Genomic DNA, 23,567 nt, shown 5'->3' on the forward strand with positions numbered 1-23,567 from the left:
TACGCATACTAACAAAGAAGGAGTGTGATGGTATGCAGTTTTATGATGTGATTGAAACTAGAAAAAGTATAAAAAAATTTAGGGCTAACACAGAATTAGATAGAGGAAAAGTAATGAGAATGATAGATGCTGCTATGAAGTCTCCATCATGGAAAAATGAAGCATCTTGTAAATTTATTTTAGTAGATGATGATCAAAAAAAAGATAGAATTGCTTTAGCTATACAAAATAAAACTAATGAAGCGTCTCAATCTATTGTGGATGCACCTATGTTAGCAGTAGTAGTTGGAGAACCAGAGGTTTCAGGGTCAATAGAAGGAAAAGAATATTATCTTGTAGATGGTGCGATAGCTATGGAACATTTTGTATTAGCAGCAACAGAAGAAGGATATGGAACTTGCTGGATAGCCGCTTTTAATGAAAGAAAAATAAAAGAAATTTTAGGAATACCAGATAACCTTAAAATTATAGCATTAACACCAGTAGGAGAAATCGAAGAAGAAAAACCTCATAAGCCTAAAAAAGATGTAAGAGATTATGTATTCTTAAATGAATGGAATAAAGCTTATACAGATCAAAATGTAAAAGTTTTAGTTCGTCACTAATCAAGTGTTTATTTAAGAGCCATACAGGACTATTCTTGTGTGGTTCTTTTATATGTATAGTTTCTATTGAAAAGGATTTATTATTGACAACAAAAAAACATGAATTTAGAATATAATATATATTGTTTTTATGTATGGTATGAAAAAATGATGAAAGGAGTAATATAATGCAAAAAAATCTAATGATAAAAGATTATATAAAAAAATTGTCTTCAAAAGATCCAGCACCAGGTGGAGGAAGTGCGGCTGCTTTAGTAGGAGTTGTTTCAAGTGCATTGACAGCCATGGTATTTAATTTAACAGTTGGAAAAAAAGTATACGAAGAATATAATGAAGAAGAAAAGAATTTAATAAGTAATTCATTATTAGAGGTAGAAAAGTATAATAATGAACTAATGGAGGTTATGGATAAAGACGGAGAAGCTTTTTTAGGGTTGATGGCTGCATTTAGAATGCCTAAAAATACAGATTCTGAAAAAGCAGAAAGAGCTAAAAGCATAAATATGGGATATAAAAATGCTTTGGAAGTTCCTTTGAATTTGGCAAAACAACTTTTAAAATTATATGATAATATTCTGATTTCTAGTCAATATGGAAACAAGAATGTTATATGTGATGCTGGAGTAGCAGCTATTTTACTTAGTAGTGCAATTGAAAGTGCTATATTAAATGTTAATGTTAACTTAAAAGGAATTAAAGATGAAAATTATAAAAATGAAGTAAATAAAGAGTGTATTAATATAATGAAACAAGCTTTATTGAAAAAAGAAAAAATAATGAACATAGTTAATTTTAAAATATAATCTATGCTATTATACTTGCTTTGGAGAGATGAAATATGTTTAACTTTTTTTGTGAAAAAATCAATGAATTATATAATATAATTAATGCCCCTATTGACAAAATGTTTAAAATAATGGCTTTAGATAAGTATAAAAACATGTTCAATAATAAAGAAAATAATTTTTCTAAGACGTATATTAAGTTTATGGAGAAAGAAAAAGGTAAAAGTTCAGGAATAGTATATACGCCTTATGAAATAGCGGAATATATAGTTGAAAATACAATAACTATAGAAAATATAGTACAGAATCCATATTTGAAAATTTTAGATCCAGCTTGTGGGTGTGGTAATATATTAATTCCTTGTTTTCAATATTTAAAGAAGCTTTATGAAAATAATTTTGAGTTGATAAATAATAAAAACAACACTAATTTTAATAAATATAATATTGAAGAGCATATAATTAACAATAATTTATACGGATTTGATATGGATGATACAGCCATAAAAATACTTAGTATAGATTTATTTAGCGAAGCACAATATTTTCAAAAAGATAATTTGACAAAGAAAGACTTTTTGATTGATGAAGATGTTAAAAAATTTGATATTATTGTTGGAAATCCTCCCTATATAGGTCATAAATCTATAGATAAAGATTATAGTGCCAAACTTAAAAAAATGTATAAGAATATATATAAGGATAAAGGTGATGTATCATACTGCTTTTTTCAAAGTGCATTGAATAACCTCAATAAAAAAGGAAAGCTTGCTTTTATAACTTCTAGATATTTTATAGAAGCGCCTAGTGGAGAAGAATTGAGAAAAATACTTAAGGAGGTTTGTTCGTTATATAAAATAGTAGATTTTTATGGAATAAGACCTTTTAAAAAAGCGGGAATAGATCCTGTGATTATTTTCCTTAAAAATGATCAATATGAAGGGGAAAATATTGAAATTATAAAACCTATACATAATATAAAGAAGAATAAAGATAAATTTTATAATTCTTTGTTCTTTAATAATGAAAACTATTATAAGAAATTTAATATAAACAAGAATATTTTAAATAATAAAGGGTGGATATTAAGAGATAAAAAAGAAAGGGAGATTATATCAAAAATAGAGAAAAAGAGTTTTACTCATTTATTTAATATATGTGAAAGTTTTCAAGGAATTATTACCGGATGCGATAAAGCATTTGTTGTTAATGAAGAAATAATAAAAGAAGAAAATTTAGAAATAGATATTATAAAACCATGGATAAAAAGTAGTTATATAAATAAAAGGGATGTAAAACAAAAAGATAATTATTTAATATATTCAGATAATATTGTAAATGAACAAGATTATTCTAATATAATTAACCATATAAAAAAACAAAAAGAAAGACTTATGCAAAGAAGAGAGTGTAAAACAGGAGCAAGACAATGGTATCAGCTTCAGTGGGGAAGAAGAAAAGAAATATTTGAAAAAGAGAAAATAATATTTCCATATAAAGCTAGTACAAATAGGTTTGTTTTAGATAAAGGAAAATACTTTAGTGCTGATGTATATGCTCTTGTATTAAAGGAAAATGTACCGTTTACATATGAATATTTATTAGCCTTATTAAATAGCAAAGTTTATGAATTCTATTTTCAAACATTTGCTAAAAAGTTAGGTGATGATATGTTTGAATACTATCCTAATAATTTGATGAAGTTATGCATACCGACAATAGGTAAAAAAGAGAATCTTTGCAATGAAGAAATTTATGAATTATTTGATTTTAATGATGAGGAAATAAATATAATAAAAGAATATACTAAATAAAATCGGCAGTTAAAATGTTATAAAATCATACATATAGGGAAACATATATGTATGATTTTTTATATTTATGGTATAAAACAATATTTTTATGGTAATAATATTACTGTTATATTAAAAAAATATTAGAAAAAGAAGGAAAATAATCAAAATTATAGAATAAGATTAGTAATGATATTTTATAAAATGGGAGGGATAAAATGAAACTTAATTTTAAAAATAAAGGAGATAAGTTAATAGTATATATGATTGGAGAATTAGATCATCATAGTGCAGAAGAAGTAAGAAATAAAGTTGATGATAGGGTTGAAAGAGAAGGATGTAATAAATTAATAATGGATTTTTCTGGTGTTACGTTTATGGATAGTTCAGGTATTGGAGTAGTGATAGGGAGATATAAAAAATTATCTTCAAGGCACGGGAGATTATCTGTTACCAAGGTTAATGGAGCAGTTAAGAGAGTTTTTGAATTATCAGGAATGTTTAAAATTATTCCTTTATATGATAGTGTTGAACAAGCATTAGAGAATATTTAGCGGGGGGATATATGATGTGTGATAACAAAATGAAAATAGAATTCTTGAGTAAATCAGAAAATGAAAGCTTTGCAAGAGTAGCTGTAGCTGCGTTTATATCTCAACTAGATCCTACAATAGAGGAGATTACAGATGTTAAAACAGCAGTTTCTGAAGCCGTTACAAATTCAATTATTCATGGATATTCTAATAAAGATGGGAAAGTGATTATTGAAGCTAAACTATATAATGATGAGGTTACCGTTATTGTAGAAGATAATGGCATGGGAATAGAAAATGTAGACCTTGCTATGCAACCTTTATATACTTCACGACCTGATTTAGAGAGGTCAGGTATGGGATTTACAGTTATGGATACTTTTATGGATGAACTAGAGGTAGAATCAAATAAGAACAGTGGAACTAAGATAGTAATGAAAAAAAGATTTAAATCATTAGATTAATTTTAATGATTTTATGTTATGGGGAGGAGGAAAACCTTACAAATGGTTTATGAATATTATGAGTGGGGAATTAGCTAATAGAAGTCCAAACTATAAAGAAAATTTGGAACTGCTAAAGAAGTGCAAAAATGGAGATAAAAGTGCATTGGATAAACTTGTTAAAAATAATATGCCTTTGGTAGCAGTAATAAGTAAAAAGTTTTTAAATAGAGGATATGAGTATGATGATATTTTTCAAATTGGATGTATGGGATTAGTAAAAGCTATAAATAACTTTGATGCAAAATATAATGTTCAGTTTTCTACTTATGCCGTACCTATGATTATGGGAGAAATCAAAAGATTTTTACGTGATGATGGTTTGATTAAAGTAAGCAGGAGTATAAAATCTAATGCTAAAAAATTGCATTATGATAAAGAAAAATTAACTAAGAAACTTAGCAGAAATCCATCTATTGAGGAGCTATCAGAATATTCTGGTATCACAGTTGAAGAAATTTTACTTTCAACAGAAGCAGTAGCTGAACCTAAGTATTTATATGATACAATTCATCAAGATGATGGGGCACCTATTTTTCTTATAGATAAGGTTAGTAAAAACAAAGATGAAAATAAGCAAGTAATTGATAAAATTGCACTAAAAGAAGCTTTAAATAAATTAGATGTGAGATCCAGGCAAATAATAGTATTAAGATATTTTAAAGATATAACTCAAGTTGAAGTTGCTAAAATGCTTGGAATTAGTCAAGTTCAAGTTTCCAGAATTGAAAAAAAAGTTTTAAAGGTTATGAGAGAAAAATTGAGTGGATAGGATACAAACTAATTGTATCCTATTTTTATGTTTAAAAATCAAATTATTGCAAACAATAATTATGAAATAATTTTACAAAAAATATGTTGAAAGGTTAATAAATATGAAAAAAATTAAAGAAGAAAAAATTAAAAAAAAGTTTAAAGATATATCTAAAAAAGAAAGACCAAAGTCAAAGCTACTTAGAGATAGTATTCGTGCGTTTATAGTAGGCGGATTTATATGTGATATTGGGCAAGTATTTAGTAATTTATATACTTATTTAGGTTTTCCTAAAGACCAAGCAGCTGCATATGTTTCAATAACAATGGTTTTTATAGGAGCATTTCTCACAGGAATTGGAATTTATGATAAAATAGGTGACTTTGCTGGTGCAGGTTCTGTAGTACCAATAACTGGATTTGCAAATTCTATAGTTTCTCCAGCAATAGAATTTAAAAAAGAAGGTTTGGTATTTGGGATAGGGGCTAAAATGTTTACAATAGCGGGTCCAGTTTTGGTATATGGAATAGGTTCATCAGTTATTGTTGGAATTATATATTACTTTTTAACTTTATAAGGCTAAAAAAAGTGGGGTGTTATTATGACAAAACGAATAGGAAAGCAGACTGTAAGACTTGACAGTAAACCAAGAATAATTAAAACTACTAGTGTGGTAGGGCCTAAAGAGGGTGAAGGACCATTGAAAGATTATTTTGATATTATTTTGCAAGATGATTTAGATGGTAAAAAAAGTTACGAAAAGGCTGAAACCAGTATGATATATAGAGCGGTTACAGAGACTATAAAAAAAGCCAATCTGAAAGAACAAGATATACATTATTTAATAGCGGGAGATCTATTAAATCAACTTTCTGCATCTAATTTTGCTGCAAGAGATATGGATATACCTTTTTTAGGCCTATATGGAGCATGTTCAACTATGGCAGAATCTTTGAGTATTGCATCTATGATTATGGATGGAGGTTTTGCAGATCATGTAATAGCAGCAACGTCTTCACATTTTTCTTCAGCAGAAAGACAGTTTAGAGTTCCTCTTGAAATGGGAAGTCAAAGAACACCTACAGCTCAGTGGACTGTCACGGGTTCAGGTGCTATGCTTTTAGGAAAAAAAGGGGATTTGCCATATACTACATATGTTACAGTAGGAAAGATAAAAGACTATGGTGAAACTGATACTAATGATATGGGATCTGCAATGGCTCCAGCTGCAGTGGATACTATAAAACAGCATTTCCAAGATACTAATAGAACTCCTAAAGATTATGATTTGATTGCTACTGGAGATTTAGGCAGTCTAGGCAAAAAGATAACACAGGAATTATTAAAAGAATATGGGTATGATATGTATAATAATTATATTGATTGTGGAGATGAAATATTTGATAATGAAAAGCAGAAAACTAATTGTGGGGGAAGTGGGTGTGGGTGCTCAGCAGTAGTTGCTTGCGGATATATATATAAAAATATATTAAAAGGAAATTTAAAAAGGGCTTTACTTGTTTCAACAGGAGCTTTAATGAGCACTACTACGTCTCTTCAAGGGGAAAGCATACCAGGAATTGCCCATGCGGTATCTATAGAATTTGGAGGGAAGTAATATGAATGATTATATTATGGCTTTTTTAATTGGAGGAAGTATATGTGTTATTGGTCAAATTCTCATGGACAAAACTAAGTTAACACCAGGTAGGATTTTAGTAACATTTGTTACATCAGGAGTAATACTTGGTGCATTAAATATATATGATATTGTAATAAAATATGGAAAAGCAGGGGCTAGTGTGCCTTTACCGGGATTTGGATATACATTAGCAAAATCAGTGATGAAAGAGGTGGATTCGGTAGGATTTTTAGGAGTTTTTACAGGAGGAATAAAAGGAACAGCTGGAGGGGTAAGTGCAGCAATAGTATTTGGATATATAATGGCAATAATATTTAATTCTAAGACTAAAGGAAACTAAAAAATAAAAGGAAGCTTTTAAACTTCCTTTTATTTTTTAGTTATTTAAATTAGTATTAGTATTTTCTTCAACATTATTTTCAGTTAAATTAGGCTTATTATTGGAACTAGTTGTATCATCTTCAGAAGTACCACCTTCAACATCAGTTTCAGTATTATTTTTATCACTATTTATATTTTCATCTTCAGTATCGGAGTTATCGTTATCCTTATCGTCTGTACTAGTATTGTTTTCATTCTCTGTATTAGTATTCTCAAGGTCTGTACTGGTATTGTTTTCATTATCTGTATTATTGTTCTCATCTTCTGGAATAGAAGGTGTTTCACGTACTGTATCATCGTATTCTTTTGGTAATACATAGTGTTGATCTCTTAGTGTAACGCTAGGAATATAATCTCTTTTTATAAATACTCTAGATTCAATTAATTCTGATGGTGTAGATGGTGTAGCTAATTTATTATTATTTTTATTTATTTTACCTTCAACATGTATATTGTCAAGAGTAGCTGGTACAGTTCCTTTAATAAATAATTCAGTGTACACAGTGCTACCTCTTGGATCTTTGTAAGATAATGCAGTAGGAAGAAGTCCCGAAATTCTATCTACTGCTGCACTTGTTATACCAGATGGTGGAGTAATATCCTTAACGTCAAGACCTTTTACAGCTTCATTCATAATTTTACCAAAGATATAGGCAGCATCACTACTGTAAATTCTTTGATGATTTTTATTGTCTATCCATACAGAACCAGAGTAGTATGGAGTAAGACCGCAAAACCAAAGATTTCTTAAATTAGATGTTGAACCTGTTTTACCACCAATTGGTACATTACTCTTATAGCTGAGTTTTGCACGGTATCCAGTACCACCTTGTATAGGTTCTTTTAACAAGTCATACATAATATAGGCAGCTTGTGGTGATAAAACTTTTCTAGTCTCTATTTTAGATTCTAATAAAACTTTACCTGTATTATCTACAACTTTAGTATAAAGTCTTGGTTCAGTATATAAACCATTATTACCAAAAACTCCATAAGCATTAGCCATAGTATAGGTATTGGTACCATGGTGTAGTTCACCAAGAGCTAAAGCTGACATGGAATTTTTATCAACATTATCTAACGTTAGTCCAAATTTCTCACCATATTTAGCTCCTATATCTAATCCAATTTTGTCTTCTAATTTTACAGCGAATATATTTACTGAAGCCTTTAAGCCATTTCTTAAATTTAAATATCCAGCATATCCAGGAGGTGAATTTTTAGGATCCCATGGTTTTCCACCGTTATATTTTCTACCCATTGCATCAGGTAGTGGTGAATCTTCAAGTACAGTAGCAGCAGTGGCTATCTTAGTGTCTATGGCAGGACCGTATACAGTTAAAGGTTTAATGCTAGAACCACATGGAATAGTAGCATTAATAGCTCTATTATAAGACATAGCTGGTTGTTCTCCACGTCCTCCAACTAATACTTTTACTTGACCAATATGGTAATCAACTAAAACTGCAGAAGCCTGAGGTTCTATTAATCCTTTTTCATTTTTTTTGGAAGATACTCTAAGATTACTATTATCATCTAAAATCTTTTGAGTGGATATTTGTAAATCTCTATCCATTGTGCTATAAATTTTTAAGCTTCCATTAACTAGTAAATTATCAATTTCATTATCACTATAATTATATTTCTCCTTTAAATCATTTCTAACGCTATTTACCACAGGTCTTGAAAACCATTCAAAATTATATTTGTCATCACTTGCAGAGGGCTTTCCAATAATCGATTTACCTAGAGTGGCGATAGTTTCGTCTGCAGTTAGAGATGCTCTTCTTACATTTAGTTCTTTAGTAGCATCATTATGTTGTTGAGTAGTTATACATCCATTTTCTAACATTTTTTTCAAAACTGTTCTTGTTCTATTTTTATATATTTCAGGATTTCTTCTTGAAGTTCTAGAATATGGATAATATACTGATGGACTTTTTGGTAGTCCAGCTAAGAACGCACATTGAAGAAGAGTTAAGTTTTTAGTGGTGGTATTAAAATATTGTTGAGAAGCTGCTTCAACGCCAATAGCTCTTCCACCCAAATAAATTGTATTTAAATAAGCTTCCATAACAGCTTTCTTGCCAATCATCTTTTCAAGTTTAGGAGCTAAATAGATTTCTTGAACTTTTCTTCGTACTTTTTTTTCCAATTTGGATTTTGAATTTAAATTTTTAGTATTAGTATCGAAAAGAGTGTTTTTTAATAACTGCTGAGTAATAGTTGATGCACCTTGAAGACTTTTTTTGCCAGTTACTATGTTTTTAACATCTATAACAAATGCTCCAATAATTCTTTTAGGATCGATACCTTTGTGTTCAAAAAACCTCTCATCCTCTATACTTATGAAAGCATTTATTAAATTTTTAGGCATATTTTCATACTTTATTATACTTCTCTTCTTTTCTGTTATAATGGTATCCATATAATTGCCTTTGTCATCATAAATTTTAGAAGGTTCATTATATGCGACAATTTGGTTAATGTTTAAGTCAGGTGCAGTTTTTATCATTGCTAGTGCAATTCCACCTGCAGCTACAGTAGCTAATACCCCTAGTATTAAAATAATTAATAATATAAGTTTAAGAGCTTTGAACTTTTTCTTCTTTTTCTTTTTATTAGTTCTACTCTTTTTATTCTCGGGCATATGTAATCCTCCTTAGTTGAATAATGTTTTATTAACTTAAAATATTATAACATATAATTAAATTATACACTAATCTTTAAAATTTGATGATTTTTATTATAAATAAAAGTACTATGCTTTTAGCATAGTACTTTTAAATGTTCATAATTAATTTTCTTCCCAATTGAATACATAAGGTATGTTTCTGTAGTAATCTCCATAATTTAGTCCATACCCTACTACAAATACATCTGGAATTTCAAAACAACAATAATCAGGTTGTAAATCAACTTTTCTTCTTTCAGGTTTATCTAGTAGAACACAGCTTTTAACATCTTTTGCACCTAAAGATTTCACATGATTAAGTACAAATTCCATAGTTATTCCAGTATCAACTATATCATCTACTATAAGTACATCATAATCAGTAATATCATCTGGAATATCATTTACAACTTTAACATTACCAGAAGTTGTTTCACCATTACCGTAGCTTGAAGTTGTCATAAACCCTATTTTTGTAGGAACAGTAATATGACGAACTAAGTCAGCAGTATATATAAAGCTTCCTCTAAGTAATGAAAGTACGTAAAGATTCTTACCTTTATAATCAGATGAAATTTTAGCACCTAATTCTTTTATTCTTTCTTGTATTTGTTCTTCGCTTATAAGAATGTTTCTCTTTTTATTTTCCATTGTAATCCTCCAAACTATAGATATTTACAATATCGTTTTTATAGTATAAAATTATATGAAAGTTGTCAAGTATTATAACGAATAATACGTATGAATTATGTAAAAATATAATAAAAAAAGAAGAAAAGAGGAGAAAAATGATACAAGGGAATATTGACGGAGTTAGAAAATCAGTTCTAGATAAATTAGAAAATATTTTTAGCAATAAAGTAGATAAAGATAATATTTTTGATGAAGAATTAATACAAACTATATGTTCCATAACTGAAGAAATAAATAAAGAAATAAGTATTGCAGTAGATAGAAAAGGTAGAATAACAAGTATTGCAATTGGAGATAGCACTACTGTAGAAATGCCTATTATAGATATAAAATATAAAAAATTATCTGGTATTAGAATAATCCATACTCATCCAAGTGGGAATTCAATGCTGTCAGCTTTAGATATGTCTGCACTTTTAAAAATGAAGTTAGACTGTATGGTAGCTGTTGGTGTAGAAGAGGGGAAATGTAAAGAAATAACGATAGGTTTTTGCGGAGTTAAAGATAATATTTTAATTCCTGAATTAGCAGGACCTATGGATATAGAAGATATGAAGAAAATTAATATAATTAATATTATTAATGAAATAGAAAATAATATTAAACTTAATGAAGTTTATGAAGATGATACCGAAAAAGCTATTTTAGTAGGTATAGAAAGCACAGAAAGTTTAGAAGAATTAGAAGAACTTGCTAAAGCATGTAATGTAAATGTAGTAGATAAAGTATTACAAAAAAGAAATAAAATAGATAGTGCCTTTTTTATAGGTCAGGGGAAAGTAGAAGAAATTGGTATGCTAAGGCAAGCACATAATGCAAATATTATAATTTTTGATGATGAGCTTTCAGCATCTCAAATTAGAAACTTAGAAACATTTATAGGAACTAAAGTTATTGATAGAACTATATTGATATTAGAAATATTTGCAAGAAGAGCAAGAAGTAAAGAATCAAAAATACAAGTCGAACTTGCACAACTTAAATATAGACTTCCAAGGTTAACTGGACTTGGAACGGTTTTATCCAGAACAGGAGCTGGTATAGGAACAAGAGGTCCTGGAGAGAAAAAGCTTGAAATAGATAAAAGACATATAAAAGAAAGAATTTATGATCTTACACGAGAGTTGAAAAAAATTAAAAGAATAAGAGAAATTCAAAGAGAAAAAAGAACAAAAGAGAATATTCCTAAAGTTTCTTTAGTAGGTTATACAAATGCAGGTAAGTCAACTTTAAGAAATAATTTATGTGAATCAGCTGCACCTAAAAATATATTTGAAAAAGAAAAGGTGTTTGAAGCAGATATGTTATTTGCCACTCTTGATGTAACAACTAGAGCTATAGTTTTATCTGATAATAGATTAGTAACATTAACTGATACTGTAGGATTTGTTCGCAAACTTCCACATGACTTAGTAGAAGCTTTTAAATCAACTTTAGAGGAAGTAGTTAATTCAGAGTTACTTTTACATGTAGTAGATGCTTCATCTAATAATGCTTTTGAACAAATTGATGCTGTAAATGAGGTTTTAGAAGAATTAGGAGCAGGCGATAAACCTTTAATTCTTTTACTAAATAAAGTTGATAAAGTAAATGAAGAAGAATTAGGTGAGTTTAAAGAAAAATATAAAGATTTAAAATGCATAGAAATTTCTGCTAAAGAACAAATTAATTTAGACATAGTTTTAGATGAAATTTCTAAAAGTTTACCTAACAAACTAAAAAAAATAGAATATTTAATTCCATATAATGATCAAGAGAAGGTTGCATTACTTCATAGAGGAGCAAAGGTTCTTGAAGAAGAATATAAAGACAATGGAACATATATATTAGCTATGGTTGATGAAGAAATATTTAATAGATGTGAACAATATATGATTATGTAAAATATTAACAAAAGGGATGATTAGTTTGAAAATGTTAATAAAAAATACATTTATAGTTACAATGGATCAAGAAAAAGGAAATATAGAAAAAGGATATATATACATTGAAGATGAAAAAATAAGAGAAGTAGGCATTGGAGAATATAATGAAGAGGTTAAAGGAATTAAAGTAATAAATGGAGAAGGGTATTGTGCTATGCCGGGTCTTATAAACTGTCATACGCATGCTTCAATGACACTTCTAAGAGGATATGGTGAAGGACTTCCTTTGATGAAATGGTTAAATGAAAAAATATGGCCAATGGAAAGAAAGTTTGAAGAGAAACATATAAAAATTGGTACTGGAATAGCTTGTATAGAAATGTTAAGAAGTGGAACAACTACATTAAACGATATGTATTTTATGATGCCTGAAGTTATGAAGGGTATGGAAAATTTTAATATGAGGGCAATGTTAGGAACAACTATTATTGGTCAGAATTGGGAAAAACAATTAAGTGATGCAATAGATTTAAAAGAAATAGTAAAAAAGAAAAATAACAGAGGATTATTGACAACAAGTTTTGCACCACATTCTCCGTATAGTTTATCTTTTGAAGCATTAAGAGAAGTTGCACAAGCCGCTAAACAATACAAAGAAAATATACATATACATGTATCAGAAACTACAGATGAATTAGATATTGTTAAACAAAAATATAATATGACACCTGTAGAGTTGATGGTTAAAACTGGTATTGCTGATAATAAAGTTACAGCAGCTCATTGTGTTCATCTTAATAATAAGGATATTAAGATAATAAAGGAAAAAGATATAAGCGTCATTTATAATCCTCAAAGTAATATGAAGCTAGCTAGTGGAACTCCTAGAATAATCGAAATGTTAGATGAAAATATTAATGTTTGCTTAGGAACAGATGGAACTTCAAGTAATAACAATCTAAATATGTTTGAAGAAATGGAAACAGGAGTAATGCTTCAAAATTTATTTTACAAAGATGCAACTAGAATAAGTTCAGAAAAAATGTTAAAGATAGCTACAATAAATGGAGCTAAGGCATTAGGTCTTGAAAAATTGGGCGTTTTAAAAGAAGGATATTTTGCAGATATTATAATGATAAATTTAAACAAACCTAATTTAATACCATGTCATGATATATATTCAAATATTGTTTTTTCAGCAAATGGAAGTGAAGTTGAATATGTAATTATTAATGGGAAAATTGTTATGGATAATGGTGAATTTGTTGATATTGATGAAGAAAGAATATTATATGAAAGTAATAAATTTTTTAAAGAATCTATATAATTTATAGTATAAGCAAAAGTTTTGACGTGTTATAAGTACTTCATTTTTATTATTTAAATATTAGGAGAGGATATGAAAAATAGTAATAAAAAAAATGATGATAAATGTAATATAGATAATAAAGATGCAAACGTACATAATAAAAATGACAATAAAAATAACAATTTGAATAGTGAGTATTTAAAAGAATTGATAACTAAACTTAATGATATTAATGATGAGGAAGACATAAGGGATAACATAAATGAAGTATGTGATAATAATATTAAATGTGTAGCAGAAAAGTTAGCAGACATAAATATAATAAGAAGAGAACTTACTAAACTAAGATTAAATCCTGCTAAAATAACATTTTATGAAAATGACCTTGTACCCTTATTAAGAATACTAGAAGTGTTGGGTTTATCATCAGAAAGATTATCTGTTGGAGCATCAAATTTGAATAGTATTCCTGTGAGTAAGGTTTCTAAAATTAAAAAAATGATAGAATTAGTATATGATATAAATGATCAACTTGAAGGTGTAATTGAAGTACTTGAAGATGAAATTGATATATTCTTAAAGATATATGAATGTGATTTAAAAAAAATAAATAGAAGGTGTAAATAAAATTGTAATTAATACAACAATAAAGATGTATTAATTACAATTTTTTATTATAAAAATTTATTTTATTTAGTTTATTTTTTATATAAAAGAAAATACTAAATTTAATATATTATTTAGTTAAGAGGTGCTTACATGGAAAAAGTGTGTCCTGTTTGTAATGAAATAAGAGAAATTAAACATATATGTAAGAAATGCAGAGAGAATATGGTGGATAAAGGAAGAACACAAGAGTATTTTGATGATTATAGTGCAGATGATCCAATAAATGATAAAGGAGATTATTGTGTTCATGTTTTTAAATGCACTAAATGTTCATCTATAGAAAATGTAAATATAAAAAAAATAATAATTTAATAATTAATTAAAAATATTTAAGTTGTACTTAAATGGAAAGATTATTATAATAAAATATATTAAAAGGGGGTTATAACATGGTAAAAACTATTCAAAAATATCAGAATGCATTTAATTTGCTTATAGATAGATTAAAAAACAATGAGTCTGTTTTAGCTGTTATGGTATTTGGAAGTGTTATTACAGGTGATTTGTGGGAAGAATCTGATATTGATTTATTTGTTATATCAAAAGATAATATTCAAGAAATAAAGAATATTTATACTGAAGATCAAGGGGTACCTGTTCATATTAAACTTATGAACAAGGAAAAATTAATGCATCTTCATGAAGATTCTTTAATTGGAGGATTCATTCATAGAATATTTGTATCGTCTAGGTTAGTTTTTTCGAAAGATGAGGAAGTAACAGTAAGGTACAATACAGGAAGGTATTATCCAGATATAGATAGAGAAAAATGGAATATGGTTTATTTGGGAAAGGTACTGAAAAATATGAGCATTTGTAAAAAATATTTGACTAATGATAATATATATATGTCATATAATTCAGCAGTTAAATGCGTTCAAGAATTTTCCAAACTATATGTTAATGCATCTGGACATATGATAAGTAAAGATGTTATGACTATGGCTATGAATTTAAACGATGAATTTAAAGAACTTGTTGATAAGTTGTTTTTTAACATGGATAATAAGGTGCAAACTATAAATGATATGATAGAATTTTTTCAATATAATATTGAAAAAGATTTAAAAAAATATACAAGCCTTTTATTAAGATATATGAGAGAAAAAAATTGCCTGTTAAGTTCAGAAAATATAAAAAAAGATGAACTTTTTAAAAATTATAAGGTGGATTTTGAAAATATTCTAAATGAACTATGGAATAGAGGAATTATAAAAAGAGGAAGTCGAGAGTATAAAGACGGGTTCAATAATACATTATTTAAAGAAAAAGTATATTTTATTTAAATAAATTTGGCATGTATTTCTAAAAGAACTGAATGTATGCCAAGTTTATTATAATTGAGGAAATCATATAATTAATGATAAAAACTTTGGTAAAAAGGTGATTAAAATGAAAAAATATAAGTTTAATTTCAAAGGTGAGTTTCCAAAGTATATTCAAATATCAAGACACATTAAAAAATTAATAAATTCTAAAGTAATAAAAGAAGGTGATAAATTACCTTCAATTAGAGGATTATCAAATTTATTAGGGGTGAATACAGTTACCGTTGTCAATGCGTATAAGCGTCTTGAAACTGAAGGATATGCATTACAAAAAATAGGGAGTGGAACTTATGCTAAAGGAAAAGTAGAAAATAGAAATTTTTTGAAAGAATACTCTAGTATATATAAAAAATTAAGTGGTGGTTCTTTGAAAGATTATATAGATTTTACAGGTGAGACAACTTGCAGTGAGTTTTTTCCTGTTAAAACTTTTAAAGAGGCATTAAATAATGTGTTGGATAGGGATGGAGCAGATGCTTTTACATATCAAAATGCTTTAGGATATGAAGGATTAAGAGAAAGCATTAATATCTATTTCTGGAAAAAAGAATTGGATAGTGAAGATATAATTATAGTATCAGGAGCACAGCAAGGAATAGACATAGTATCTAAGGCAATAATTAATGTTAATGATAATATTGTTGTAGAAAAGCCAACTTATAGTGGTGCACTAAATGTCTTCAAGTGGAGAAGAGCAAATATTTTTGAAATAGATATGTTTAAAGATGGAGTTGATATGTCTTTTTTTAAAAAAATACTTAAAAAAAATAAAATAAAATGTTTTTATGTTATGAGTTATTTTCAGAATCCAACTGGATATACTTATAGCATAGAAAAAAAGAGAGAAATATTGAATCTTGCTGAGGAATATGATTTTTATATAATTGAGGATGATTATTTATCTGAACTTATTTATGATAATGATATTAAATACCAAAGCTTTAAAAGTTTGGATATTAATGATAGAGTAATATATATAAAAAGTTTTTCAAAGATATTTCTACCAGGTATAAGAATGGGATATGTTATACCACCTCTAAAATTTAGTGAAGCGGTTCAGAATTCAAAAATAAATACTGATAGAACAACTTCAAGTTTAATGCAGAGAGCATTAGATTTATATATTAGAGAAGGATATTGGAAGAAACATATAAAGAAGTTAAACAACTCATATAAGATAAGGTATGAATATATGGAAGAAATTCTTAATAATGTGCTAAAAGATAAGATTATATTTAATAGCCCAGGAGGCGGACTGAATTTTTATATTAAAATACGAGATGAAATAAATATGAATTGTGTAGAACTTTTTAATAGATGTAAAAAAGAAAAAATAATTATAACTCCGGGAGTGCTTTTTTACAAAAACAATATAGAAGGAGAAAAATATTTTAGAATAGGTTTTTCTCAAACAGGTGTAAAAGAAATTAAAAAGGGAGTAGAAGTAATTGATGAAATTCTGAAATAAAAGGATGAATTGATAAATGAAAAAAGGGCTTGTAGAATTTAACTGGAATAATGTAGATAAATATACTGATGAAGAGATAACATACTTTCTATTTGTAGAAGGTAAAGGTATCAATACTATATGTAAAATAAGAGGACTGGATAGAAGTGAAGTACAGAATCATATTATTCAAGGTAAAATTAAATATAGATTCTTAGCTAAAAGCCAAAATACTAAGGAATTTTTTAAAACATTATCAGAAGCAGGAAAGCAGGACAAGATTACAGTATTAAACTCATTAGATAAAGAAAACAAAATAAGGATTATAAAATTTATAAGACAAAATTATGCGGATATGTACCCTAAAGATAAGGAATTAGGCGTTTGGATTTTAGGAGAATTGAGAGAAATAGAAGGTTTAGATATTTTGATAAAAGCTTCTGTACACAAATTTGTAAATATTAGACGGATGTCAGTATCAGCTATGGGAAAGCTTGAAAATGAAAAATGTGAAGTTGCATTAATTAGAGCACTAGATGATGATAATCCTCAAGTTGTAATGTATGCAATAAAAGCTTTATATAAAATAAAAAGTGTTAAATCTATAGATAAAATACAATATATAAAGAAGAGTGCACAAAAAAAATACTTAAAAGAAGCTGCAGAAAAGTATTTAACAGATTTAAACTTATACAAAATGGGAGTGACTTAAAGTGGGATATTTTACAGTTAAGAATGAAGCAAGTGATCAGTTTGTAGAAAGAAAGTCTACTTTTATAGGACATGTTAAGAGAGTATATAGTGAAGAGGAAGCAAGAGCGTTTATTAATGAAATAAAAAATAAACATAAAGAAGCAAGACATAATGTGTATGCATATGCAATTGGAAAAAACATGGGAATACAACGATATACTGATGATGGAGAACCTCAAGGAACAGCAGGAGTTCCTATGCTAGAAGTTATAAAAAGAAAAGGTATTACAGATGTTGTAGTAGTTGTTACTAGATATTTTGGTGGAATCCTTTTAGGAACAGGAGGATTAACAAGAGCTTATTCTAAAGGTGCAGTTATATCAATAGATAAAGCTGGTATAGTAGAAAAAGTAGAAGGATTACATTTAAATATTACTATTGATTATGATTTGATTGGTAAGGTTCAATATATTTGTGGACAAAATTCATGGTACATAGAAGATATAGAATACACTGATAAGGTAAAATTGCTTATTTTAGCCGAAGCAGATATTGTTGAGAAGATAAAAGCGAAAATTATGGAAGTTACGGCGGGAAAATGTGAATTTGATGAAGAAAATAAAGATTATTATTTTAAGCTTGAAACTAGATTGTATGAAGACAATTAATAGCTAATGGGTAGTGCTAGTATTAGTGTTAACGTTAGTGTGAAATTTGAATTTAGAATACTATATGTGCTATAATGTTAATCGATTGTCTATAAATTGATCAATTTTTGTAGTTGAAAAGTAAAAATAAAACAAATAATATATTCATATAAACTGTTTTATTTTGAACTGTATTGTTTGTTTGTGTTTAAATGTATTTTTATTCTGCGAAAGTTGTAAATATATTGCATGGTTTTAAATAAAACATATAAAGTTAGGGGGAGTTCTTATGTCAGGACATTCAAAATGGCATAATATACAAGTTAAAAAAGGTAAAAACGATGCTAAAAGAGGTAAAATATTCACAAAAATAGGTAGAGAACTTATGTTAGCCGCTAGAGATGGTGGTTCTAGTCCAGATATAAATGCTAAATTAAGAGATGTTATAGCAAAAGCAAAGGCAGCAAATATGCCGGGAGATACAGTTGAAAGAGCAATTAAAAAAGGTGCGGGCGAGCTTGAAGGGATAAGCTATGAAGAAATAGTTTATGAAGGATATGCACCTGGCGGAGTTGCAGTAATGGTAAAAACACTTACAGATAACAGAAATAGAAGTGCTGCAAGTGTAAGATATAAATTTGATAAATATGGTGGTAATTTAGGTGCAAGTGGATGTGTATCCTATATGTTTCAAAGAAAAGGTCAAATAGTAATAGAAAGAACAGAAAAAACAGATGAAGATGAGTTAATGATGGTAGCATTAGATGCTGGGGCAGAAGATTTCAATGTAGAAGAAGAGGTATTTGAAATTATAACAGACCCAATAGAATTTTCATCAGTTCGTGAAGAACTTGAAAAAGCAGGATATGAGTTTGTAGAAGCAGATATTACTATGATACCAGATATGATGACATCTGTTGATATGGAAACAGCTCCAAAAACTCAAAAACTTATAGATATGCTTGAAGATGATGATGATGTTCAAGATGTCTATACAAATGTTGAATTCCCTGATGAGTTTGAAGGTTAAGAAATGTTGAATTCCCTGATGAGTTTGAAGGTTAAGAAATGTTAGTGTTCTACAATAATTAGCAGTTAAAAAGTATAAAGATATATGTTTTTTAATCATTCTATGATGATATGAGACACTTCTAAATGTATGTATAAAAATTACTACATTTAGAAGTGTTTTTATTTTATCTAAAATTAAATATATGTAGTTTGTATTACATTTTAAAATTAATAAATATTGTTACATAAGGATGTAACTTTTTAATAGCATAAGTACATATCTTATATTATATAGATTTTATAAGGAGGCAAAAAGTGTTGAACAAATTTATTGAATCAAAGGTAGCAAGTACAGAAAAGGATAATAATATAGTAAGAAGTAGAAATGTTCAAAACAATAAAATAGAAAAAAATGAAACTTGTGAAAATAATACAAGTAAGAAAGAAAAATCAGATGAAAATCTTAAATTAAACAAATCTTGTGACATTGGACCATTAACACCTATTCAGTGCAGTGAAAAAGCATATAATATTCGTACAGATGCAGCTGGTTTTCAAAAGGATCTTCCTATGCCAGGTCATCCTTGTAATGGAGATTCAGGATTATACCCCAATAAAATTGCAAATTATTCTAAAGCGTTGCCCCATAATGAATTAGGTGAGGTAAATATGAGTGCCTACAATATATGGCTTAAGGCTTTAACAACGGGTAATCCTGAAATGTTTGAAAATATACCTTTGGGCGGTGTTAGAAAATTTGCTAATCCTCAGGGGGCGTATGCATTTGATTTGGAAGGACCTAATTCTCATCACTTAACTATGCCTGTACCACCTAACTTTAGTAGTGCATGGATGGCTAGTGAGATGGCTGAGGATTATTGGAGAGCATTGACACGCGATGTACCTTTTATAGAGTATAATACAAATTCACTTACTGATGAAGCTGCTTATGACATGTCGAAATTTTCAGATTACCGTGGACCAAAACATAATGGAATGGTTACTACAGAAACGTTATTTCGGGGAAATACGTTAGGGGATTTAGTTGGGCCTTATATTTCTCAGTTTTTGTGTCAAAATGTTCCGTTTGGTTCTAAAACTCTTGTGCAGCAATATCGTACTACAGTAGCTGGAAAGGACTATATGACTTCATATAATGAATGGTTAAATATTGAAAATGGTGTTCTTCCTAGTAGCTCAGGTGTATTCGATCCTAAACCTCGTTATATTCGTAATGGTAGAGATTTAGGAGAATGGGTTCATGGAGACTTTACTTATCAAACTATTTTAAATGCTTGTTTGATTTTGTTAAGTTTTGGAGAAAAAGCACTATGTTCAGAAAATCCTTATTTATGTTCAAAAACACAAACTGGTTTTATCACTTTTGGAGCAGCTTATATTTTAGATTTAATTGGGAAATCAGCAAGGATAGCACTAGAATCTGCTTGGTTCCAAAAATTTTTAGTTCATCGTCGATTACGCCCAGAGGAATTTGGAGGACGTGTTCATAATAAATTAATAGGAGATGCTAGTTATCCTATTAATTCAGAATTGTTAAAATGTAAGGCTATTTCTAAAGTGTTTAATAAGTATGGAACATACTTATTGCCTATGGCGTATCCAGAAGGTTCGCCTACTCATACATCATATCCAGCTGGGCATGCTTGTATTGCTGGAGCAGGTGTTACCATGCTGAAAGCCTTCTTTAATGAAGATTTTATTATACCTAATTCAGTTGTAGCTAGTGCTGATGGGTTATCATTAATTCCTTATTCAGGTAAACCTTTAACTATAGGTGGTGAACTAAACAAACTTGGTTCTAATCTTTCTCTCGGTCGTGATACTGCAGGTGTTCACTGGCGTTCAGATGGAATAGAAGGATTAAAAATAGGGGAAGCTGTTGCCATTGGTATTCTTCATGATTTTAAGAAAACTTACAATGAAGATTTTAAGGGATTCTGTTTTACAAAATTTGATGGAAATACAATTAGAGTTTAAAAAATACTTGACACTAAAAAAAATACATGATATCATTATGAAAAATTATCAAACAGGAGAAATATTATGAATTATAGAATAAATACACTAATTTCAAAATTAAATAATGAACTCTTATTAGCTAACTTAAACTAGCGATTGTATATATAGATAGGTAAATACTACCATAGATACAATCGCCGAAAAAGGTGCATTGTATCTATGGTGGCTGATATTTGTGTTGGAATAAATTAAGTCTCATAGGTAAACTAAGGGACTTTTTGTTATATCCTAGGTAAAAAAGTCCTTTAGCGTAAACTAAGGGACTTTTTTATTTTATAAATAATAATACTTTTAATTTAGATAAATTTTAGGAGGGGTAAAAATGAAAAAATCTAGAGAACAATGGGGAACTAAGGTAGGCTTTATACTTGCAGCTATTGGTTCAGCCGTAGGATTAGGGAACATATGGAGATTTCCTTATGTAGTGTATTCAAATGGTGGAGGAGCTTTTTTAATACCATATTTCTGTGCAATATTTACAGCTGGAATACCTTTATTAATTCTTGAATATGGAATGGGACATAAATTTAGAGGGTCAACACCTCTTGCAATCGCAAGAGCAAATAAAAAGTGGGAATGGCTTGGATGGTGGCCAATAATTAGTTCAAGTATAATTTTATGTTATTATTCAATGATTTTAAGTTGGGCCATAAAGTATCTAACATTAAGTTTTACAAAAGGATGGGGAGCTGATCCTAATAAATATTTTTATAAAGATTTCTTAAAATTATCATCATCTCCTTTTGAGTTTGGAGGTATAGTAGTTCCAATATTAATAGGTATAATTTTAGTTTGGGCTGTTAACTGGATGATATGTTACAAAGGAATAAAAGGTGGTATTGAAAAATTAAGTAAGATATTACTACCAACTTTATTAGTAATTATGATAATTATAGTTATAAGAGGTGTAACTTTAGAAGGTGCATCAGTAGGATTAAACAAATTATTTACACCAGATTGGACAAAAGTAAAAGATCCTAAAGTTTGGATTGCAGCTTATGGACAAGTGTTTTTCTCATTAAGTATAGCAACAGGAATAATGATGACTTATGCAAGTTATTTGCCTAAAAAAACAGATATAAACAATAGTGCATTTATGACTGCTTTTGCAAACTGTGGATTTGAATTCTTATCTGCTATTGGAGTATTTGCTATACTTGGATTTATGGCAAATAGTCAGGGGGTAAGTATTGATAAAGTTGTATCAGGCGGTATTGGACTTGCATTTATAGCGTTCCCAAAAGTATTTTCAGTTATGGGAGCCTGGGGAAATGTTTTAGCGGTGCTATTCTTTTCTTGTTTAGTATTTGCGGGATTAACATCAGCAGTATCGTTAGTTGAAGCTATATCTTCATCTATAATTGATAAAACAGGTTGGGAACGTAAAAAAGTAGTGTCTGGTATGTCTTTAGTTGGAGTTTGTATAAGCACAGTATTTGCAACTAGAGCAGGACTTTATCTACTAGATATTATGGATAATTTTATAAACAATTATGGAATAGTAGTTGTAGGGTTATTAGAAGCTATTTTAGTAGGATGGATAATTAAGGCAAAAACAATTCGTAATCATACAAATTCAATTTCTTATTATAAAATAGGAAAGTGGTGGGAGGTAATTATTAAGTATATCACTCCAACAATTTTAACTTATATGTTAGGGAAGAGTATTATTACAGAAATAAGTAAACCATATGGTGGATATAAATTATCAAGTTTATTGGCATATGGATGGAGCATAATATTAATAGGTATTATAGGAGCCATAATAATTAGTAAAAAACCATGGAAACAAGAGATTAAATGCGAAGAAGAGGAGGTAGGTTAAAATGACGAAAAGTGCAATGGTATTTTTTATTATAGGGGCAGTAGTACTTTGGGGAGGACTATTATGTACTCTAGCAATTGCAATTAAAAATGAGAGAGCTTCAAAATAGTTTTTATAATATAATGTAGTATATCCATTTTATGTTGACGATATCATTATATTGTAGTAATATTAATTTGCAGAAATAAATCGAATCAATAAGAAAAAAGTTAAAATATGAAATTATTAAAATAATCCCAGGGGGGCTGGTTGTGCTAGCTGAGAGTAAGAACGAGATTCTTAGACCCTATACCTGAACTGGTTAATACCAGCGGAGGGAGAGGCGTTATATATTTAAAAATATAGGTACAAACCTCTTTGGGGTTTGTAC

General features: G+C 28.5%; 23 protein-coding genes and 1 riboswitch. Of the genes, 21 read left to right on the plus strand and 2 right to left on the minus strand.

Annotated features, from left to right (window positions below; genetic code table 11):
* The first annotated feature begins 32 nt into the window (after positions 1-32).
* From OW763_RS04345 to spoVAE, 9 genes are all read left to right on the plus strand, one after another.
* Positions 33-605, plus strand: coding sequence for a nitroreductase family protein (locus OW763_RS04345; protein WP_268039861.1), 573 nt, complete (start codon positions 33-35; stop codon positions 603-605).
* 167 nt (positions 606-772) lie between these two features.
* The gene (locus OW763_RS04350; RefSeq protein ID WP_268039862.1) at positions 773-1,408 is read left to right on the plus strand and encodes a cyclodeaminase/cyclohydrolase family protein; all 636 of its coding nucleotides are present in this window, start codon (positions 773-775) and stop codon (positions 1,406-1,408) included.
* 35 nt (positions 1,409-1,443) lie between these two features.
* Entirely contained in the window at positions 1,444-3,204 is a 1,761-nt protein-coding gene (locus OW763_RS04355) for an Eco57I restriction-modification methylase domain-containing protein (protein WP_268039863.1), read from the plus strand.
* Positions 3,205-3,401: 197 nt separating this feature from the next.
* The gene (gene spoIIAA / locus OW763_RS04360; RefSeq protein WP_268039864.1) at positions 3,402-3,737 is read left to right on the plus strand and encodes an anti-sigma F factor antagonist; all 336 of its coding nucleotides are present in this window, start codon (positions 3,402-3,404) and stop codon (positions 3,735-3,737) included.
* 14 nt (positions 3,738-3,751) lie between these two features.
* Entirely contained in the window at positions 3,752-4,180 is a 429-nt protein-coding gene (gene spoIIAB, locus OW763_RS04365) for an anti-sigma F factor (protein ID WP_268039865.1), read from the plus strand.
* A gap of 58 nt (positions 4,181-4,238) precedes the next feature.
* Positions 4,239-4,991: an RNA polymerase sporulation sigma factor SigF gene (sigF, locus tag OW763_RS04370; RefSeq protein WP_268039866.1), complete on the plus strand. Its 753-nt coding sequence runs from the start codon at positions 4,239-4,241 to the stop codon at positions 4,989-4,991.
* 103 nt (positions 4,992-5,094) lie between these two features.
* Complete coding sequence (spoVAC, locus tag OW763_RS04375; protein WP_268039867.1) at positions 5,095-5,550, plus strand: stage V sporulation protein AC; 456 nt, start codon at positions 5,095-5,097, stop codon at positions 5,548-5,550.
* Positions 5,551-5,574: 24 nt separating this feature from the next.
* On the plus strand, positions 5,575-6,591 hold the full coding sequence (gene spoVAD / locus OW763_RS04380; protein WP_268039868.1) for a stage V sporulation protein AD: 1,017 nt from the start codon (positions 5,575-5,577) through the stop codon (positions 6,589-6,591).
* Position 6,592: 1 nt separating this feature from the next.
* Positions 6,593-6,955, plus strand: a complete 363-nt coding sequence (gene spoVAE, locus OW763_RS04385; protein ID WP_268039869.1) for a stage V sporulation protein AE — start codon at positions 6,593-6,595, stop codon at positions 6,953-6,955.
* Positions 6,956-6,991: 36 nt separating this feature from the next.
* Here spoVAE and OW763_RS04390 read toward each other — a convergent pair whose 3' ends face one another.
* Both OW763_RS04390 and hpt read right to left on the minus strand, forming a co-directional pair.
* On the minus strand, positions 6,992-9,646 hold the full coding sequence (locus OW763_RS04390) for a transglycosylase domain-containing protein (protein WP_268039870.1): 2,655 nt from the start codon (positions 9,644-9,646) through the stop codon (positions 6,992-6,994).
* A 147-nt stretch (positions 9,647-9,793) separates the two neighbouring features.
* Entirely contained in the window at positions 9,794-10,321 is a 528-nt protein-coding gene (hpt, locus tag OW763_RS04395; RefSeq protein WP_268039871.1) for a hypoxanthine phosphoribosyltransferase, read from the minus strand.
* A 137-nt stretch (positions 10,322-10,458) separates the two neighbouring features.
* Here hpt and hflX point away from each other — a divergent pair, with 137 nt between their 5' ends.
* The 12 genes from hflX (at position 10,459) to OW763_RS04455 (ending at position 23,306) form a co-directional block, all read left to right on the plus strand.
* Positions 10,459-12,246, plus strand: coding sequence for a GTPase HflX (gene hflX, locus OW763_RS04400; protein ID WP_268039872.1), 1,788 nt, complete (start codon positions 10,459-10,461; stop codon positions 12,244-12,246).
* 31 nt (positions 12,247-12,277) lie between these two features.
* Positions 12,278-13,555, plus strand: a complete 1,278-nt coding sequence (locus OW763_RS04405; RefSeq protein WP_336296882.1) for an amidohydrolase — start codon at positions 12,278-12,280, stop codon at positions 13,553-13,555.
* Between the two features lie 72 nt (positions 13,556-13,627).
* The gene (locus OW763_RS04410) at positions 13,628-14,164 is read left to right on the plus strand and encodes a hypothetical protein (RefSeq protein ID WP_268039874.1); all 537 of its coding nucleotides are present in this window, start codon (positions 13,628-13,630) and stop codon (positions 14,162-14,164) included.
* A gap of 132 nt (positions 14,165-14,296) precedes the next feature.
* The gene (locus OW763_RS04415; protein WP_268039875.1) at positions 14,297-14,518 is read left to right on the plus strand and encodes a hypothetical protein; all 222 of its coding nucleotides are present in this window, start codon (positions 14,297-14,299) and stop codon (positions 14,516-14,518) included.
* Between the two features lie 77 nt (positions 14,519-14,595).
* Entirely contained in the window at positions 14,596-15,492 is an 897-nt protein-coding gene (locus OW763_RS04420) for a nucleotidyltransferase domain-containing protein (protein WP_268039876.1), read from the plus strand.
* Between the two features lie 106 nt (positions 15,493-15,598).
* Positions 15,599-17,002 (plus strand): MocR-like pyridoxine biosynthesis transcription factor PdxR, encoded by a 1,404-nt coding sequence (gene pdxR, locus OW763_RS04425; protein WP_268039877.1) that lies wholly within the window; start codon positions 15,599-15,601, stop codon positions 17,000-17,002.
* Between the two features lie 16 nt (positions 17,003-17,018).
* Positions 17,019-17,693 carry a HEAT repeat domain-containing protein gene (locus OW763_RS04430; protein ID WP_268039878.1) on the plus strand — a complete coding sequence of 225 codons (675 nt, stop codon included), beginning with the start codon at positions 17,019-17,021 and terminating at the stop codon, positions 17,691-17,693.
* A 1-nt stretch (position 17,694) separates the two neighbouring features.
* Positions 17,695-18,342 carry a YigZ family protein gene (locus OW763_RS04435; RefSeq protein ID WP_268039879.1) on the plus strand — a complete coding sequence of 216 codons (648 nt, stop codon included), beginning with the start codon at positions 17,695-17,697 and terminating at the stop codon, positions 18,340-18,342.
* Between the two features lie 268 nt (positions 18,343-18,610).
* The gene (locus tag OW763_RS04440) at positions 18,611-19,351 is read left to right on the plus strand and encodes a YebC/PmpR family DNA-binding transcriptional regulator (RefSeq protein WP_268039880.1); all 741 of its coding nucleotides are present in this window, start codon (positions 18,611-18,613) and stop codon (positions 19,349-19,351) included.
* Between the two features lie 350 nt (positions 19,352-19,701).
* Positions 19,702-21,330 carry a vanadium-dependent haloperoxidase gene (locus tag OW763_RS04445; protein ID WP_418921793.1) on the plus strand — a complete coding sequence of 543 codons (1,629 nt, stop codon included), beginning with the start codon at positions 19,702-19,704 and terminating at the stop codon, positions 21,328-21,330.
* A 364-nt stretch (positions 21,331-21,694) separates the two neighbouring features.
* Positions 21,695-23,197 carry a sodium-dependent transporter gene (locus OW763_RS04450; protein ID WP_268039882.1) on the plus strand — a complete coding sequence of 501 codons (1,503 nt, stop codon included), beginning with the start codon at positions 21,695-21,697 and terminating at the stop codon, positions 23,195-23,197.
* A 1-nt stretch (position 23,198) separates the two neighbouring features.
* Complete coding sequence (locus OW763_RS04455; protein WP_268039883.1) at positions 23,199-23,306, plus strand: MetS family NSS transporter small subunit; 108 nt, start codon at positions 23,199-23,201, stop codon at positions 23,304-23,306.
* A gap of 119 nt (positions 23,307-23,425) precedes the next feature.
* A riboswitch (TPP riboswitch) is annotated at positions 23,426-23,533 on the plus strand.
* Positions 23,534-23,567: the final 34 nt, after the last annotated feature.

The sequence above is a fragment of the Clostridium aestuarii genome (genome assembly GCF_026735135.1).
Classification (GTDB): domain Bacteria; phylum Bacillota; class Clostridia; order Clostridiales; family Clostridiaceae; genus Clostridium_H; species Clostridium_H aestuarii.

What these genes read in the sequence shown, in the direction of transcription:
- OW763_RS04345 (WP_268039861.1), top strand. Translation starts at nt 33, where the DNA reads ATGCAGTTTTATGATGTGATTGAAACTAGAAAAAGTATAAAAAAATTT.
- OW763_RS04350 (WP_268039862.1), top strand. Translation starts at nt 773, where the DNA reads ATGCAAAAAAATCTAATGATAAAAGATTATATAAAAAAATTGTCTTCA.
- OW763_RS04355 (WP_268039863.1), top strand. Translation starts at nt 1,444, where the DNA reads ATGTTTAACTTTTTTTGTGAAAAAATCAATGAATTATATAATATAATT.
- spoIIAA (WP_268039864.1), top strand. Translation starts at nt 3,402, where the DNA reads ATGAAACTTAATTTTAAAAATAAAGGAGATAAGTTAATAGTATATATG.
- spoIIAB (WP_268039865.1), top strand. Translation starts at nt 3,752, where the DNA reads ATGTGTGATAACAAAATGAAAATAGAATTCTTGAGTAAATCAGAAAAT.
- sigF (WP_268039866.1), top strand. Translation starts at nt 4,239, where the DNA reads ATGAGTGGGGAATTAGCTAATAGAAGTCCAAACTATAAAGAAAATTTG.
- spoVAC (WP_268039867.1), top strand. Translation starts at nt 5,095, where the DNA reads ATGAAAAAAATTAAAGAAGAAAAAATTAAAAAAAAGTTTAAAGATATA.
- spoVAD (WP_268039868.1), top strand. Translation starts at nt 5,575, where the DNA reads ATGACAAAACGAATAGGAAAGCAGACTGTAAGACTTGACAGTAAACCA.
- spoVAE (WP_268039869.1), top strand. Translation starts at nt 6,593, where the DNA reads ATGAATGATTATATTATGGCTTTTTTAATTGGAGGAAGTATATGTGTT.
- OW763_RS04390 (WP_268039870.1), bottom strand. Translation starts at nt 9,646, where the DNA reads ATGCCCGAGAATAAAAAGAGTAGAACTAATAAAAAGAAAAAGAAGAAA.
- hpt (WP_268039871.1), bottom strand. Translation starts at nt 10,321, where the DNA reads ATGGAAAATAAAAAGAGAAACATTCTTATAAGCGAAGAACAAATACAA.
- hflX (WP_268039872.1), top strand. Translation starts at nt 10,459, where the DNA reads ATGATACAAGGGAATATTGACGGAGTTAGAAAATCAGTTCTAGATAAA.
- OW763_RS04405 (WP_336296882.1), top strand. Translation starts at nt 12,278, where the DNA reads ATGTTAATAAAAAATACATTTATAGTTACAATGGATCAAGAAAAAGGA.
- OW763_RS04410 (WP_268039874.1), top strand. Translation starts at nt 13,628, where the DNA reads ATGAAAAATAGTAATAAAAAAAATGATGATAAATGTAATATAGATAAT.
- OW763_RS04415 (WP_268039875.1), top strand. Translation starts at nt 14,297, where the DNA reads ATGGAAAAAGTGTGTCCTGTTTGTAATGAAATAAGAGAAATTAAACAT.
- OW763_RS04420 (WP_268039876.1), top strand. Translation starts at nt 14,596, where the DNA reads ATGGTAAAAACTATTCAAAAATATCAGAATGCATTTAATTTGCTTATA.
- pdxR (WP_268039877.1), top strand. Translation starts at nt 15,599, where the DNA reads ATGAAAAAATATAAGTTTAATTTCAAAGGTGAGTTTCCAAAGTATATT.
- OW763_RS04430 (WP_268039878.1), top strand. Translation starts at nt 17,019, where the DNA reads ATGAAAAAAGGGCTTGTAGAATTTAACTGGAATAATGTAGATAAATAT.
- OW763_RS04440 (WP_268039880.1), top strand. Translation starts at nt 18,611, where the DNA reads ATGTCAGGACATTCAAAATGGCATAATATACAAGTTAAAAAAGGTAAA.
- OW763_RS04450 (WP_268039882.1), top strand. Translation starts at nt 21,695, where the DNA reads ATGAAAAAATCTAGAGAACAATGGGGAACTAAGGTAGGCTTTATACTT.
- OW763_RS04455 (WP_268039883.1), top strand. Translation starts at nt 23,199, where the DNA reads ATGACGAAAAGTGCAATGGTATTTTTTATTATAGGGGCAGTAGTACTT.